Source organism: Phenylobacterium sp. (genome assembly GCF_030645195.1).
Classification (GTDB): Bacteria; Pseudomonadota; Alphaproteobacteria; order Caulobacterales; family Caulobacteraceae; genus Phenylobacterium.
On record NZ_JAUSLW010000166.1, the window covers coordinates 18,009 to 32,247 of the forward strand.

At 67.9% G+C, this 14,239-nt stretch carries 14 protein-coding genes and 1 pseudogene; 10 read left to right on the forward strand and 5 right to left on the reverse strand.

Annotation, left to right across the window (positions count from 1 at the left end):
• The first annotated feature begins 233 nt into the window (after nucleotides 1-233).
• The 8 genes from phnC (at nucleotide 234) to arsB (ending at nucleotide 7,452) form a co-directional block, all read left to right on the forward strand.
• The gene (phnC, locus tag Q7T09_RS13665; protein WP_304700435.1) at nucleotides 234-1,028 is read left to right on the forward strand and encodes a phosphonate ABC transporter ATP-binding protein; all 795 of its coding nucleotides are present in this window, start codon (nucleotides 234-236) and stop codon (nucleotides 1,026-1,028) included.
• Complete coding sequence (gene phnD / locus Q7T09_RS13670; protein ID WP_304700436.1) at nucleotides 1,025-2,026, forward strand: phosphate/phosphite/phosphonate ABC transporter substrate-binding protein; 1,002 nt, start codon at nucleotides 1,025-1,027, stop codon at nucleotides 2,024-2,026. Before phnC ends, phnD begins: the two co-directional genes overlap by 4 nt.
• Complete coding sequence (phnE, locus tag Q7T09_RS13675) at nucleotides 2,026-2,835, forward strand: phosphonate ABC transporter, permease protein PhnE (RefSeq protein WP_304700437.1); 810 nt, start codon at nucleotides 2,026-2,028, stop codon at nucleotides 2,833-2,835. Before phnD ends, phnE begins: the two co-directional genes overlap by 1 nt.
• 161 nt (nucleotides 2,836-2,996) lie before the next feature.
• Nucleotides 2,997-4,199, forward strand: coding sequence for an OprO/OprP family phosphate-selective porin (locus tag Q7T09_RS13680; RefSeq protein WP_304700438.1), 1,203 nt, complete (start codon nucleotides 2,997-2,999; stop codon nucleotides 4,197-4,199).
• A 74-nt stretch (nucleotides 4,200-4,273) separates the two neighbouring features.
• The gene (locus Q7T09_RS13685) at nucleotides 4,274-5,317 is read left to right on the forward strand and encodes a substrate-binding domain-containing protein (protein ID WP_304700439.1); all 1,044 of its coding nucleotides are present in this window, start codon (nucleotides 4,274-4,276) and stop codon (nucleotides 5,315-5,317) included.
• A 108-nt stretch (nucleotides 5,318-5,425) separates the two neighbouring features.
• Entirely contained in the window at nucleotides 5,426-5,797 is a 372-nt protein-coding gene (locus tag Q7T09_RS13690; protein WP_304700440.1) for a helix-turn-helix transcriptional regulator, read from the forward strand.
• Complete coding sequence (locus Q7T09_RS13695; RefSeq protein ID WP_304700441.1) at nucleotides 5,797-6,324, forward strand: arsenate reductase ArsC; 528 nt, start codon at nucleotides 5,797-5,799, stop codon at nucleotides 6,322-6,324. The genes Q7T09_RS13690 and Q7T09_RS13695 overlap by 1 nt, the downstream gene beginning before the upstream one ends.
• Nucleotides 6,325-6,396: 72 nt before the next feature.
• Nucleotides 6,397-7,452, forward strand: a complete 1,056-nt coding sequence (gene arsB, locus Q7T09_RS13700; protein ID WP_304700442.1) for an ACR3 family arsenite efflux transporter — start codon at nucleotides 6,397-6,399, stop codon at nucleotides 7,450-7,452.
• Here the strand turns inward: arsB and Q7T09_RS13705 are convergent.
• The 3 genes and pseudogenes from Q7T09_RS13705 to Q7T09_RS13715 form a co-directional block, all read right to left on the reverse strand.
• The gene (locus Q7T09_RS13705; RefSeq protein ID WP_304700473.1) at nucleotides 7,449-8,546 is read right to left on the reverse strand and encodes a glycosyltransferase family 1 protein; all 1,098 of its coding nucleotides are present in this window, start codon (nucleotides 8,544-8,546) and stop codon (nucleotides 7,449-7,451) included. The genes arsB and Q7T09_RS13705 overlap by 4 nt on opposite strands.
• 111 nt (nucleotides 8,547-8,657) lie before the next feature.
• A pseudogene (locus Q7T09_RS13710) lies at nucleotides 8,658-8,852 on the reverse strand (TetR/AcrR family transcriptional regulator); the annotation flags it as partial.
• A gap of 45 nt (nucleotides 8,853-8,897) precedes the next feature.
• Nucleotides 8,898-9,716 (reverse strand): UDP-2,3-diacylglucosamine diphosphatase, encoded by an 819-nt coding sequence (locus Q7T09_RS13715; RefSeq protein WP_304700443.1) that lies wholly within the window; start codon nucleotides 9,714-9,716, stop codon nucleotides 8,898-8,900.
• Nucleotides 9,717-9,867: 151 nt separating this feature from the next.
• On the opposite strand from Q7T09_RS13715, the gene Q7T09_RS13720 reads away from it, so the two are divergent.
• On the forward strand, nucleotides 9,868-10,503 hold the full coding sequence (locus Q7T09_RS13720; protein WP_304700444.1) for a TetR/AcrR family transcriptional regulator: 636 nt from the start codon (nucleotides 9,868-9,870) through the stop codon (nucleotides 10,501-10,503).
• 113 nt (nucleotides 10,504-10,616) lie between these two features.
• On the opposite strand, the gene Q7T09_RS13725 is transcribed toward Q7T09_RS13720, so the two are convergent.
• On the reverse strand, nucleotides 10,617-10,763 hold the full coding sequence (locus Q7T09_RS13725) for a hypothetical protein (RefSeq protein ID WP_304700445.1): 147 nt from the start codon (nucleotides 10,761-10,763) through the stop codon (nucleotides 10,617-10,619).
• A gap of 127 nt (nucleotides 10,764-10,890) precedes the next feature.
• Nucleotides 10,891-12,636: a DUF885 family protein gene (locus Q7T09_RS13730; RefSeq protein WP_304700446.1), complete on the reverse strand. Its 1,746-nt coding sequence runs from the start codon at nucleotides 12,634-12,636 to the stop codon at nucleotides 10,891-10,893.
• 121 nt (nucleotides 12,637-12,757) lie between these two features.
• Here Q7T09_RS13730 and Q7T09_RS13735 point away from each other — a divergent pair, with 121 nt between their 5' ends.
• The gene (locus tag Q7T09_RS13735; RefSeq protein WP_304700447.1) at nucleotides 12,758-14,158 is read left to right on the forward strand and encodes an amino acid permease; all 1,401 of its coding nucleotides are present in this window, start codon (nucleotides 12,758-12,760) and stop codon (nucleotides 14,156-14,158) included.
• Nucleotides 14,159-14,239: the final 81 nt, after the last annotated feature.

The window sequence follows — 14,239 nt, forward strand, 5'->3', positions numbered from 1 at the left end:
ACCCTGACGGGGCCAAGGCTTGGTGAGGGGCCGCCCCGCAGGGTTTTGTGACAGTCCCGCAGGACCTGAATCGCCCGCCTTGGGGTCATTCCTGCCCCGCCCGCTCCCGCCGCGCGTGACGGCGTTAACGGACGCTAGACCGGACGCGGGCCGGCGTGTCATGAAGTCGTCGCAGCGGTCGGCGATGACGCGTCTCCGCCCCTGCGTGCGCCGACCTTGGAACTTCTGCATTCATGACTGACGCCGCCGTTCTGTCCGTACGGAACGCCTCAAAGAGCTTTGGCCCTCGCAAGGCGCTCGACGGCGTGTCCCTCAGTGTGGCCCGGGGCGAGATGATCGCCCTGATCGGCCCGTCCGGCTCGGGCAAGTCGACCCTGCTGCGCTCCATCAGCGGCCTGCAGACCATCGATCCGGGCGCCGGCGTCATCGAGGCCTTCGGCGGCCCGGTCCAGGCCGGCGGCAAGATCAGCCGCAAGGTCCGCGACACCCGCATCCGCGTCGGCTTCATCTTCCAGCAGTTCAACTTGGTGGGCCGGCTCTCGCTGTTCACCAATGTCGCCCTGGGATCGCTGGGTCGCATCCCCATGCTGCGCGGGACCCTGGGCCTGTGGCCCCGGGAGACCCAGGACGCGGTCATGGCCGCCCTCTCCCGCGTGGGGGTCGCCGACTATGCCGGCCAGCGCGCCAACACGCTCTCTGGCGGCCAGCAGCAGCGCGGCGCCATCGCCCGCGCGCTGGTGCAGAAGGCCAAGATCATCCTGGCCGACGAGCCGGTGGCCTCCCTCGACCCCGTCTCCGCCCGCAAGGTCATGGAACTGCTGACGGACCTGAACGCCGTGGACGGCCTGACCGTGGTCGTCACCCTGCACCAGGTCGACTACGCCCTGCGCTACTGCAAGCGGGTCGTGGCCCTGAAGGCGGGCAAGGTGGTCTATGACGGTCCGATCGACGGTCTGGACCGCGCGCGACTGATCGACATCTACGGCCCCGAATTCGAAGACGCCTTCTGGGAAGGAGCGCCGAAATGATCCGTCGCCACATTCTGACCGGCCTCGCCGTCGCCGTGGCGCTCGCCGCCTGCGGCCAGAAGCCGCCGGAGAAGAAGGGGCCGCCGACCGAGATCACCTTCTCGATCCTCTCGGCCGAGAACCAGGCCTCGATGCAGCCCCTGTGGCAACCCCTGCTGGACGACATGTCCGAGCAGATCGGGGTCAAGGTGAAGCCCTATTTCGCCACCAACTACACCTCCCTGATCGAGGCCATGCGCTTCAACCAGGTCCAGGTCGGCTGGTTCTCCGCCCTGCCGGCCCTGGAGGCCGTGCGGCGGGCTAACGGCGAGGTGCTGGGCCGGGTGGTGGATTCCGGCGGCGCCGATTCCTACACCTCGGTGCTGATCGTGAAGAAGGGCAGCGGCATCACCCTCGATGACGTGCTCAAGTGCGGCAAGCGCTACTCCTTCGGCCTGGGGGACGCCAAGTCGACCTCCGGCACCCTGGCCCCCATGACCTATCTGTTCACGCCGCGCGGCATCGAGCCGGCCACCTGCTTCAAGGGCGTGCGCTCGGCCAGCCATCAGACCAATGTCTTCTCCGTCGCCAACGGCGTGCTGGACGTGGCCACCAACAATTCCGTCGGCCTGGTCTTCGCCGGCCGCGAGAACCCCGAGGTTGCCGCCAAGATCGAGGTGATCTGGAACTCGCCGCCCCTGCCGGAATCCTCCATCGTCGCCCGCAAGGACCTCGACCCGGCCATCCGCGAGAAGATGCGGCAGTTCTTCCTGACCTACGGGACCGGAACCGGTCCGCGCGCCGACAAGCAGCGCGAGGTGCTCAAGGGCTTGGCCTATGGCGGCTTCCGTCCGGCCGACGACACCTATCTCGACCCGATCCGCGAGATGGAGGCCTCCGAGGCCCTGGCCGACGCCAAGCGCGGCGGCGACGCCGCCAAGATCGCCAAGGCCCAGGCCGCCTTCGACGACATCCGCGCCAAGGCCGCCCAGCGCCGCGCCGTCAATCCGGACGTCTGATGACCGCCACCGCCCCGCAAAGCGCCGCCCTGCGGCCGCCGACCCGCTCCCTGGCCCAGCGCGCCCCTGACATCCTGGTCTGGGGCGGGGTCATCGCCTTCCTGGTGATCAGCTTCGGCCCGGTGGAGATCAGCCGCCTGCCGCTGCTGTTCAGCAATTCGGAGAACATGCAGCAGTTCGGCCGCGACCTGCTGCGCCCCGACTTCACCGACTGGAAGCTCTATGTCTCCCAGATGTGGCTGACGGTGCAGATCGCGCTCTGGGGCACCTGCCTGGCGGTGTTCCTGGCCATCCCCTTCGGCCTGGTCTGCGCCCGCAACATCTCCCCGCCCTGGCTGCAGCAGCCCATGCGCCTCTTGATGAATCTGCTGCGCTCGATTCCGGACCTGGTGATCGGCCTGCTGTTCATCGTCGCCGTGGGCCTGGGCCCCTTCGCGGGCGTCATGGCCCTGGCGCTGAACACCGGCGGCGTGCTGGCCAAGCTGTTCTCCGAGGCTGTGGAGTCCATCGACCGGGGCCCGGTCGAGGGGGTGCGTGCCACAGGCGCCACACCCCTGCAGGAAGTCATCTGGGGGGTCATCCCCCAGGTCGCCCCCCTGTGGAGCTCCTACGCCCTCTACCGGTTCGAATCGAATTCGCGCTCGGCGACGGTTCTCGGCCTGATCGGCGCCGGCGGGATCGGCCAGACCCTGTTCGAATCCTTGAATGGATTCAACTATCCCCAGGTTTCGGCCATCGCCATCGTCATCGTCGTGGCGGTGACCCTGATCGACATGCTCAGCCAGACGATCCGCGCTCGCTTGCTGTAGATCGGTCCGCCTACGGATCGATTGTCACAATTCTTGAACCTGATTGTCATCACGCTGACGCCTGAGCGTCACGCAAGCTTCGTCGGAGCGTCATAGGTCCTCGGTAAGCCGCCCCTAGCCTGACAAGGGCACGGGGATAAGCTCCACAAGGATCTGAAGAAATGACGTTCAAGACCTCGCTCTGCGCCGGGGTGGCGCTCAGCGTCGCCATGCTTGCCGCTGGCGCCGCCAACGCCCAGGACACCACGGTCGCCTGGAAGGGCGCCCCGCAATGGACCAACGACACCCTGACCTTCAAGGTCCGCGGTCGCACCTATTTCGACTACATCTATCAGGATGTGGATCGCCAGACGGGCGTCGACTTCGCCGCCAGCAATTCGCGTATCCGCACCGCGCGGATCGGGGTTGAAGGCACGTGGAACGCCAACTGGGCCTACAAGGCCGAAGTGCAGCTGGCCCGCGGCGCCGCCGAGTGGGAGGACCTCATCCTCGAGTACAAGCCGACCGACACCACCTCGATCCTGGTTGGCAACTTCAAGACCGTCTCGCTCGAGAACATCACGTCCTCGCGCTACACGACCTTCATGGAGCGCGGCCCCTACAACGACGTCCTGAACGTCGGCCGGGTCATGAACATCCAGGCGAAGACGAATGGCCAGAACTGGACGGCCGCGATCGCCGCCTCCGGCGACAGCATCAACTCCGCCGATGTGGCGACCAATTCGGCCACCGGTTCGAAGGAAGTGTTCGGCGTCAACGGTCGCTTCACCTTCGCGCCGATCGACCTGGACGAGACCAAGCTGCACCTCGGGGTCTGGGCGCGTTACCGGAATCGCGAAGACCAAGCCAACTTCAACTACGCGGTCCGCAACAACACCGCCTACGGGGCTCAATACGCCTCGACCGGCGCCATTGGCGTTCGCGACACCCAGATCGGGCTGGAAGGCGCTCTGGTCCACAAGAACTTCTCGCTCCAGGGCGAGTACGCGAACATCTCCGTTGATCGGCCCGCCAACGCCGATGCCGATCTGCGCGCCTTCTATGTGTACGGCAGCTGGTTCCCCACCGGCGAGATGCGCCGCTACGAGGCCAACAAGGGCGAATTCAACCGCACCAAGGTCCTCAATCCGGTGACCAGCGGCGGCATGGGCGCGCTTGAGCTCGCCGTGCGCTACGACAATGTCGATCTGACCGATGTGGCCGGGGCCGGTGAGTACTCGGCGGTGACCCTGGGCGCCAACTGGTACCCGCACCCCTACGTCCGGTTCATGGCCAATTACAGCATGGCTCAAAACGACAACCCGGCCGTCGGCGCCGACGTCGACGTCAACACCTTCCAGGTCCGCGCCCAGTTCGACTTCTAAGACATCCCCTGGTCGGGGCGGCCCCTCGGGTCGCCCCGACTCCCCAATCGGAGACATCTCCCGTGAAAATCTCAATGGCTAAGAAAGCCCTCCTGGCCTGCGCCGCGGCGTCGGCGACCCTGGCCTTCGGCGCGCCGGCCTACGCCGCCCGCGACTATGTCTGGGCGGCCGGTTCCTCCACAGTCTTCCCCTTCGCCACCCGCGTGGCCGAGAACTACGCCAAGAAGACCGGCAAGAAGTCCCCCAAGGTCGAGAGCCTGGGCACCGGCGGCGGTATCAAGCTGTTCTGCGGCGGCGTCGGCGACGCCTTCCCCGACATCGCCAACGCCTCGCGCCCGATGAAGAAGTCCGAGTTCGACGCCTGCGCCGCCAAGGGCGTGAAGGACATCGTCCAGATCAAGATCGGCTTCGACGGCATCGTCGTGGCCACCGACAAGGACGGCGCCGACTACAACTTCAAGCGCGAGCACCTCTATCTGGGCCTCTCGGCCAACGTGCTGCGCCAGGGCAAGTTCGTGAAGAACCCCTACCAGACCTGGGACGAGATCGGCGCCGGCCTGCCCGGCAACCGCATCAACGTCTTTGGCCCGCCGCCCACCTCCGGCACCCGCGACGCCTTCGTCGAACTGGCCATCGAGGAAGGCGCGCGCAAGTTCCCCACCGCCGACGAACTGCGCTCCAACAACGAGAAGAAGTTCAAGGAACTGGTGGACCCGCTCCGCAAGGACGGCTGGGTGGACGCTGGTGAGAACGATAACGCCATCGTCGGCACCCTGACCAAGACGCCGGGCGCGCTCGGCGTGTTCGGCTGGTCCTACCTCGAAGAGAACATGGACAGGATCAAGGGCGCCAGCATCAACGGCGTGAAGCCCTCGGCCGGCTCCATCTCCGACGGTTCCTATCCCCTGTCCCGTTCGCTCTACATCTATGTGAAGAAGTCCCACATCGGCGTGACGCAGGGCCTGCAGGACTTCCTCAACGAGTTCGTCTCCGACGCGGCCACCGGCCGGGGCGGCTATCTGCAGAGCCGCGGTCTGATCCCGCTGCCCGCCGGCCAGCACGCCGGCCAGCAGGCCGCCGCCGAGAAGCTTACCCCGATGGCGCGCCCGGCTTCCTGAGCCCCCTCAAGTCGGACAAACCAAGAGCGCCGCGGTCCCTCGGGTCCGCGGCGTTTTCTTTTTTCGCCGCGTCTCGCAACTGTCGCATATTTCGACTACTATCAAACTATGAAACCCAAGCCCGCCATCGCCAGCCTTTCCGCCCTGGCCCACGAAGGCCGCCTGGAAGTCTTTCGCCTGCTGATCAAGGCCGGCGCCGACGGCCTGCCGGCCGGCGAGATCGCGCGCCGCCTCGAGGTGCCCCCCAGCAGCCTCTCGGCCAATCTCAACCTCTTGAGCCACGCGGGCCTCGTCCAGTCGCGACGCGAGGGCCGCTCGATCATCTACACCGCCGACTACGGCGCCATGAGCCGCCTGATCGGCTTCCTGCTGGAGGATTGCTGCGCGGGATCCCCCGAGGTCTGCGCGCCGCTGTCGGTGATCCTCGACCGGGCCGCCTGCTGCGCGTCCGAGGAAGCCGCCACCCTGGAGACCGTCTGATGACCTCCGCCAAGCCGCTCAATGTGCTGTTTCTCTGCACCGGAAACTCGGCCCGCTCGATCCTCGCCGAAGCGATCATGAACCGGGTCGGCGTCGGCAAGTTCAAGGCTTGGTCGGCTGGCTCCATGCCGGCGGGCCAGGTCAATCCCCACGCTCTGGCCCTGCTCGAGAAGCTCAACTATCCAACCGCCGACCTGCGGTCCAAACCCTGGGATGAGTTCTCGCGCGCCACCAATCCCCAGGCCCCGGAACTCGATTTCGTCTTCACCGTCTGTGACAATGCCGCCGGCGAGGTCTGCCCGATCTGGCCGGGCCAGCCGATGAGCGCCCACTGGGGCCTGCCCGACCCGGCGGCCGTGGAGGGAACGGAGGCAGAGAAGGCCATCGCCTTCGCCGACGCCTATCGGATGCTGAACAACCGCATCAACATCTTCGTCAACCTGCCGCTCGCCTCGCTCGACAGCATGTCGCTGCAGAAGCGCCTGAACGAGATCGGCAAGACCCAGGGCGAGCCCAAGCCGGCCTGACGCTTCCGCCTCGCCCGCCCGACAGGAACCCTTCCCTTGACCTCACAACCCCTCGCGCCAGCGCCTGCGCCCATGTCCGCCTTCGAGCGCTTCCTGACGGTCTGGGTGGCCCTGTGCATCGTCGCCGGCGTGGCCCTGGGACATTTCTTCCCCGAGGTCTTCCAGGCGATCGGCGGCGCGGAGGTGGCCCGCGTCAACCTGCCGGTGGCCGGCCTGATCTGGCTGATGATCATCCCCATGCTGATGAAGGTCGACTTCGGCGCCATGCGCCAGGTGGGCCGCCACTGGCGGGGCATCGGCGTCACCCTGTTCATCAACTGGGCGGTGAAGCCCTTCTCCATGGCCGCCCTGGGCGCCCTCTTCATCGGCTACCTGTTCCGCCCCTACCTGCCGGCGAGCGAAATCAATTCCTACATCGCCGGTCTGATCATCCTGGCGGCCGCTCCGTGCACGGCCATGGTCTTCGTCTGGAGCAACCTCACCCGCGGCGAGCCCAACTTCACCCTCAGCCAGGTGGCGCTGAACGACGCCATCATGGTGGTGGCCTTCGCCCCTATCGTGGGCCTGCTGCTGGGCCTCTCGGCCATCGCCGTGCCCTGGGAGACCCTGCTGCTGTCGGTGGGTCTCTATATCGTCGTGCCGGTGATCCTGGCCCAGGCGTTGCGCGCCGCCCTGCTGCGGCGAGGGGGCGAGGCCGGCCTCAAACGGGTGCTCGATCGTGTCGGGCCGGTGTCGCTCACCGCCCTGCTGGCCACCCTGGTGCTGCTGTTCGGCTTCCAGGGGGAGCAGATCATCGCCCAGCCCGCCATCATCGCCATGCTGGCGGTCCCGATCACCATCCAGGTCTATTTCAACTCCGGCCTGGCCTATCTGCTCAATCGGGCCACAGGGGAGGTCCACAGCGTGGCCGGTCCCTCGGCCCTGATCGGCGCCAGCAACTTCTTCGAGCTGGCGGTGGCCGCGGCCATCAGCCTGTTCGGCTTCACCTCCGGCGCGGCCCTGGCCACGGTGGTGGGGGTGCTGATCGAGGTGCCGGTCATGCTCTCGGTGGTGGCTATCGTGAACGCCAGCAAGGGCTGGTACGAAGCCGGTGCGGCGGTGCGCCGGGTGGCGGCCGGGAAGCCCTAGGCCGGTTCCGGTCGCCGGCGGCGCACCCGGGCCAGGCGGCGCAGGCGCCGCCAGAACCGCGTCTTCTCCGGCTCGGGATAGGGCTGCAGGTTGCGCACGAAGTCCTCGGCGCAGGCGCGCCAGGAGAAACCCTCGGCGAAGGCGCGCACCTTCCTGCGGTCCAGCTTCAACGCCTCCAGGCAGGCCTCGCGCAGGCCCTCGGTGGCGCTGCCGGCCAGGACTCCGGCGTCGCTGCCCGGGATGATGTCGATGGGGCCCGGCGCCGGATAGGCCGCCACCGGCGTGCCCGTGGCCATGGCCTCCAGGATCACTAGGCCGAAGGTGTCGGTGAGCGAGGGGAAGACGAAGACGTCGGCGCAGGCGAAGTGGGCCGCCAACTCCTCGCCCATCTTGAAGCCGCGGAACACCACCTCCGGGTACTTGGCCTTCAGCTCCTCGGTCTGGGGACCGTCGCCCACCACGACCTTGGTTCCGGGCAGGTCCAGGCCCAGGAAGGCCTCGATGTTCTTCTCCACCGCCACCCGGCCCACCGACAGGAAGATCGGCCGCGCCAGACCCTCATAGACGTCGGGCTCCCCGGGCGCGCGCGGATGGAAGGCCTCGGTGTCGACCCCGCGGGACCAGGCGGTGATATTGCGGAAGCCGTGGTGCTCCAGCTCGTCGCGCATGGTCGGCGTGGCCACCATCAGCCGGCCCGACGGCTTGTGGAACCACTTCATGTAGGCGTAGCCGGCGGCCAGGGGCAGCGGCAGGCGGGCCGAGACATATTCCGGGAAACGGGTGTGGTAGCTGGTGGTGAAGGGCAGCTTCCACTCCACGCAGATACGCCGCGCCGCCAGGCCCAGGGGCCCCTCGGTGGCGATGTGGATGGCCTCGGGCTCGAAGGCCTTGAAGCGTTCCTGCACCGGTTCGTAGGTGCCGACGGCCACCTTGATCTCGGCATAGGTGGGCAGGGGGAAGGTCTTGAACTGGTCGGGGCTGATCACCTCGACCGTATGGCCCATCTCCCGCATCTCCTTGATGACCCGGGTAAGCGTGCGGACCACCCCGTTCACCTGCGGCTCCCAGGCGTCGGTCACCACCATGATGCGCATGGGCTTGAGGCTGTCGCGCGGGGCGGTGATGGCGTCGCGCACCCGGGCCCGCGAGGGCCGGGGCGGGGTCAGCGCCTGGGTCTGCAGCCAAGCCCAGAAGGCGCCCATCAGGGCTTCGCGGGTGGGGAAGTGGCGATAGACGGTGCGCTCGCCCACCTTGGCCTCGGCGGCGATCTCGGCGAAGCTCAGCTCCTCCAGTCCGCCGGACTCCAGGCGCGTGGCCACCGCCCGCAGGATCTGGTCGTGAGTCTCGGCCTTCTGGCGATCGCGCAAATTGGAGACATAGCGAGTTGGGGGCATCGTCATGACAGTCGCACTGTCATCAGCCGGGCTTCACTGTCAAGAACCGTGTTACGCCGCAACGGGTTCGAGGATCGCTTCATCGACCGTATCGACGGTGCGCGTGATGGCCGACCAGGACCGGATCTTCGCCCACTCCAGGATTTCCAGCCGTCCGTCCGGGTGTTCGACCAGGGCCGAACAGCTCTCCACCCAGTCGCCGTCATTGATATAGACGATCCCGTCGATGTCGCGCATCTCGGCCTTGTGGATGTGGCCGCAGATCACGCCGTCCACCCCGCGCCGGCGAGCCTCGTCGGCCACGGCGGCCTCGAAGTTCTCCACGAACTGCAGGGCGTTCTTCACCCGGGTCTTCAGATAGGCCGACAGGCTCCAGTAGCCGAAGCCGAGGCGCCGCCGGGCGCGATTGAACAGGGTGTTGGCCGACAGCAGGGCCCGGTAGGAATAGTCCCCCAGGATGGCTAGCCAGCGGGCGTGCTGCACCACCCCGTCGAACTCGTCCCCGTGGGTCACCAGGAAGCGCTTGCCGTCGGCGGTTTCGTGGATGGCGTCGCGGGCCACCACCACCCCACCGAAATGGACCCCGGTGAACTCCCGGACCCGGTCGTCATGGTTGCCTGGCACATAGGTGACGTTCACCCCCTTGCGGGCCAGGCGCAGGATCTTCTGCACCACGTCGTTGTGGCTCTGAGGCCAGTGCCAGCCCGTGCGGAGCTTCCAGCCGTCGATGATGTCCCCCACCAGATAGAGGTTATCGCACTCGATGTGCCGGATGAAGTCGAGCAGCAGCTCGGCCTGGCATCCCCTGGTCCCTAGATGGACGTCGGAAATGAACACGGTGCGATAACGCCGGATTCCGAAATCGGCCATCGAGGACCCCCTGGTGAGCAGCCAACGCCTGCCGGTTAGGCTGATTGCATGTCACTCTCATGAAACCGATCGCGCCTCTTTCGAAGCGAGGCCTTTGAGGGTAAGGGATTGGTCAGGCCGACCCTCCCCAGGTCTCCCCAATCAGGTCCCGATGGACGCCCGTACCTATCCTGCGAAGGAGACGCCGAAGTCTCGGCGTACCCGCGCACGCATCCTGGACGCCGCCATGCGGCTGTTCGCCGAGGTCGGCTATCACGCCGCCACCAACGCCATGATCGCGGACGCCGCGAACCTGACTCGGGGCGCGATGCTCTATCACTTCGCCAGTCGCGAAGAACTGGTGGAGGCCGCCGTGGCCTATATCGAGGTGGAGCGGGCCCGGCTGTTCGAGCAGGCCGCCTCTGCGCCTTCCGCCCCCGGCGTCGACGCCTCGGAACACGCCATCGACGCCTATTGGGCCCTGCTGCACGAGGCGCCCTTCGTGGCCTTCGCCGAGTTGGAGACCGCCGCGCGCACCGATCCCATGCTGCGGGTGCGCCTGGCCGCCGCCCAGAGCGCTTTCGACCGGGCCCAGGTGGGCGACCGGTTCCTGGCCCTGGCCCAGGCCGGCGAGGACCCCCGCTTCCAGACCAGCCGCGACCTTGGCCGCTTCCTGCTGGAGGGCCTCGCCAAGGGCGCCATGACCTATGACGAGCCGGCGCGCAAAGAGCGCCTGCTGACGGTGGTCAAGCGGGCCGTGCGCGTGTTGAACCGCAAGGGTGATGTTCAGGAACTCTGGCCCGACTAGAACTGTTCCCGCTTCGAGTGAATCGAAACGGGGCTCTAGAGTCCTGACTTGGTCGCTCTTCCTGATCGCCTGACTTGATCCAAGTCAGGCGGGAAACGCTCTAGGCCAGAGGCTCAGAGGGTCGCGAGCAGACCCACGAAGGCGATGGCTTTCACGGCCAGATACCAGAAGACGGCGTTCAGGCCGAGGAAGCCTGCCACCAGGGCCAGCCTGTAGAGACTGGGACGCCGGGACGCGTGGCCGGGGAAGGCAGTCGCCATCGATGTTTCCTCCGCTGCTGCTTGGTTCGGGGGGTGCAGCTAAGCTTCGTAAGTCGTGCGCCGATTCATCGTGAATGTCCCGGCGACCTAATGTCGCCTATCGAACGTTGGAGCGCGAGAAATGGTTTCATCGCGCCCGCTCCGCCGCGATCCAGCCGTCGATTCGGGTTTCCAGCAGATCCAGGGGCAGGGGGCCGGCCAGCAGGACCGCGTCGTGGAAGCGGCGGATGTCGAAGCGGTCGCCCAGCGCGGCCTGGGCCTTGGCCCGTAGCTGGACGATCTTCATCTCCCCGACCTTGTAAGCCAGGGCCTGTCCTGGCCAGGACACGTAGCGGGCCAGCTCCACCTCGATATTGAGCGGCGACAGGGCGGTGTTGTCGGTGAAGCAGGCCCGGGCCTCGTCCAGGCTCCAGCCCTTCCAGTGGAGACCGGTGTCGGCCACCAGGCGGCAGGCGCGCCACATCTCGTAGGACAGGCGGCCGAACCGCTCATAGGGGTCGCGATAGATTCCCATCTCCCCGCCCAGCTTCTCGGCATAGAGGCCCCAGCCCTCGGTGAAGGCGGTGACGCCGGCCTCGCGCCGGAAGGTGGGCGTGCCCTGGAGTTCCTGGCCCAGCGCGATCTGCAGGTGATGGCCGGGGACCGCCTCATGCAGGGTGAGCGCCGGCAGCTCGTAGAGCGGCCGCTGGTCGAGCTTGGCGGTGTTGACCATGTAGCCGCCGGCCCTGCCCTGGGCCGGGCTGCCGGTGAAGTAGCGGCCGGTGGTGTAGTTGGCCTCGATGTCCTCGGGCACCGGCCGCACGCCATAGGTCAGGCGCGGCAGGGTGGCGAACCAGCCCGGCAGCTTGTCGTCGATTCGCTTGGCGATCCGCGAGGCCTTCTCCAGCAGGTCCTCCCGCGACGCAGCGTAGAACCGCGGATCGGACCGCAGCATGGCCAGGAAGGCCTTGAAGTCCCCCTTGAAGCCGGTCTCCGCGATCACCCCGCCCATCTCCGCCCGGATCCGCGCCACCTCCGCCAGTCCCGCTGCGTGGATCTCGTCGGGGGTCATCTTGGTCGTGGTGTGGTCGGCTGCCAGCCAGCGGTAGTAGCGTTCCCCGTCGGGCAGGCTGCGGGCCGCCAGGGATTTGCGGCTGGCGGGCAGGTATTCTTTTTCTAGGAAGGCGACGAAGTCGCGCTGGGCGGGGCGGACCTTGTCGCGCACCACCGCCAGAGCCTGGGCCCGGAGGGCCGCCTGCTCGGCGGCGGGGATCGCCGGCGGCAGGTCGCGGAACGGGGTCAGCAGGACGTCGCCCTCCACCGGGGCGGCGACCATCTCCCGGGCGCGGGCCAGGACCTGGTCATTGGTCCCGCGCGGCTGGGTGAAGCCGGTCTTCACCCCGCGCCGGGCGTTGGCGATGCTCGCGGCGTAGTAGGCCGGAATGGCGTTCAGCCGGTCGAGCCAGGCCCTGGCGTCGGCCCCTGAGCGGATCGGCGTGGTGGCCGCCAGATAGCCCAGGGTCTGGTGGAATCCGCCGTCCGAATTGAACGGCATGCGGGCCTCGTCGAAGGCGAGACCCTGCAGCTGCCGGTCCAGGGTCCAGGCCAGGAAGGCGCGATTCAGCCGCGCCTCGGTCGAGAGGCCGGCGGCGTCGATGCCCGCCAGCCGCGCCTGGAAGGCCTTCAGCGCCTTGGCCCGGGCCGCGTCGGCGGCCGGGGTCACGTCGGGCAGGCGCGACAGGGCCGCGCGATCCCCCTGACCGCCGGCGGTGATGGGATCGTCGGCCAGCGCATAGGCCTCGTAGTCGGCCACCAGGGCCTCCAGCGGCCGGTCATCGGCCAATGCCGGCCCCGCGAACAGCAGGACCACCAGGGCGAACAGGGCGTGGCGCATGGGGGGCATCCTTCGAGCGAGGCGCCAAGCTGGCGCCGGGGCGGGTCCCTGCCAAGCCCTTGCGGCCCGCCGCCGGGGCGCCCCATGCTCGCCCCGCTGCTGACGCGAGGGGGGACGGCTCATGAGCTTCATCACACGCCGCAAGGCGATCGAGCCGCACGTCCACGCCGAGGGCGAGCACCGGCTGAAGGCCACCCTGAGCTGGCCCCACCTGATGGCTCTGGGCATCGGCGCCATCATCGGCACCGGGATCTACACCCTGACCGGCGTGGCGGCGGGCCTTGCGGGGCCGGCGGTGATCCTGTCCTTCGCCGTGGCCGGCGCGGTCTGCGCCTGCGCGGCCCTCTGCTACGCCGAGATGGCCAGCCTGATGCCCCACGCGGGCAGCGCCTATTCCTATACCTACGCCACCCTGGGCGAGCTGGTGGCCTGGGTGATCGGCTGGAGCCTGATCCTCGAATACACCCTGGTCTGCAGCGCGGTGTCGGTGGGCTGGTCGGGCTATGCCTCCGGCCTCATCGAACAGGCCCACTGGGCCGTGCCCAAGGCCCTGCTGGCCGGACCCGAGGCGGGCGGCCTGGTCAACCTGCCGGCGGTCTTCATCGCGTTGGCCGTCACCGGCATGCTGCTGGTGGGCACCCGCGAGAGCGCCACGGTGAATTTCATCCTGGTCTGCGTGAAGCTCGTGGCCCTGGCCGGCTTCGTGGCCCTGACCCTGCCCCACTTCGACGCCAGCCACTTCACCCCCTTCGCCCCCTTCGGCTTCGGGGCCCACGAGGCGGACGGCGCCAAGTACGGGATGATGGGCGCCGCGGCGATCATCTTCTTCGCCTTCTATGGCTTCGACGCCATCTCCACGGCGGCGGAGGAGGCCAAGAACCCCAGCCGCGACCTGACCATCGGCATCGTCGGCTCGATGCTGATCTGCACCCTGATCTACATGGTGGTGGCCGCCTGCGCGCTGGGCGCCTCGCCCTACGATGTCTTCTCCAAGGATCCCGCCCCGCTCGCCTTCGTGCTGAAGCAGCTGGGCCAGCCGCAGGCCGCCGCCTGGGTGGCCGGCGCCGCGGTGATCGCCATGCCGACGGTGATCATGGTCTTCATGTTTGGCCAGAGCCGGGTCTTCTTCGCCATGGCCAGGGACGGCCTGCTGCCCTGCTGGCTGGCGGCCGTCACTCCGCGCGGGGTGCCCAGCCGCGTCACCATCCTGACCGGAGTGATCGCCGCAGTGATCGCCGGCGCCATGCCCCTGTCGGAGATCGCCGCCCTGGCCAATGCCGGGACGCTCGCGGCCTTCATCGCCACCACCCTCGCGGTCCTGGCCCTGCGGCGCTCGGCCCCCGACCTGCCGCGCGCCTTCAAGACGCCGCTGGTCTGGGTGATCGGCCCCGCCGGGGTGCTGGGCTGCGTCTATCTGTTCACCAGCCTGTCGGCCAAGACGATGATCTTCTTCGCCGTCTGGAACGTCGTCGGTGTGGCGGTCTACCTGGCCTACGGCCGCGCCCGCAGCCGGCTGGCCTAGAGCCTGTCCGTTTCAGATGGACTCATCCGAAACGGATGAACAGGCTCGTCGTCTTAATGTTTGGAGCGTGACGGGCGCCTG

Bases quoted from the DNA above. Each gene is read 5' to 3' on its own strand.
- Q7T09_RS13705 (WP_304700473.1), bottom strand. From the start codon at position 8,546: ATGCGCATCATGGTGGTGACCGACGCCTGGGAGCCGCAGGTGAACGGG.
- Q7T09_RS13725 (WP_304700445.1), bottom strand. From the start codon at position 10,763: ATGGCGACTGCCTTCCCCGGCCACGCGTCCCGGCGTCCCAGTCTCTAC.
- Q7T09_RS13680 (WP_304700438.1), top strand. From the start codon at position 2,997: ATGACGTTCAAGACCTCGCTCTGCGCCGGGGTGGCGCTCAGCGTCGCC.
- arsB (WP_304700442.1), top strand. From the start codon at position 6,397: ATGTCCGCCTTCGAGCGCTTCCTGACGGTCTGGGTGGCCCTGTGCATC.
- Q7T09_RS13695 (WP_304700441.1), top strand. From the start codon at position 5,797: ATGACCTCCGCCAAGCCGCTCAATGTGCTGTTTCTCTGCACCGGAAAC.
- Q7T09_RS13715 (WP_304700443.1), bottom strand. From the start codon at position 9,716: ATGGCCGATTTCGGAATCCGGCGTTATCGCACCGTGTTCATTTCCGAC.
- Q7T09_RS13690 (WP_304700440.1), top strand. From the start codon at position 5,426: ATGAAACCCAAGCCCGCCATCGCCAGCCTTTCCGCCCTGGCCCACGAA.
- Q7T09_RS13720 (WP_304700444.1), top strand. From the start codon at position 9,868: ATGGACGCCCGTACCTATCCTGCGAAGGAGACGCCGAAGTCTCGGCGT.
- phnC (WP_304700435.1), top strand. From the start codon at position 234: ATGACTGACGCCGCCGTTCTGTCCGTACGGAACGCCTCAAAGAGCTTT.
- Q7T09_RS13685 (WP_304700439.1), top strand. From the start codon at position 4,274: ATGGCTAAGAAAGCCCTCCTGGCCTGCGCCGCGGCGTCGGCGACCCTG.
- Q7T09_RS13730 (WP_304700446.1), bottom strand. From the start codon at position 12,636: ATGCGCCACGCCCTGTTCGCCCTGGTGGTCCTGCTGTTCGCGGGGCCG.
- phnD (WP_304700436.1), top strand. From the start codon at position 1,025: ATGATCCGTCGCCACATTCTGACCGGCCTCGCCGTCGCCGTGGCGCTC.
- phnE (WP_304700437.1), top strand. From the start codon at position 2,026: ATGACCGCCACCGCCCCGCAAAGCGCCGCCCTGCGGCCGCCGACCCGC.
- Q7T09_RS13735 (WP_304700447.1), top strand. From the start codon at position 12,758: ATGAGCTTCATCACACGCCGCAAGGCGATCGAGCCGCACGTCCACGCC.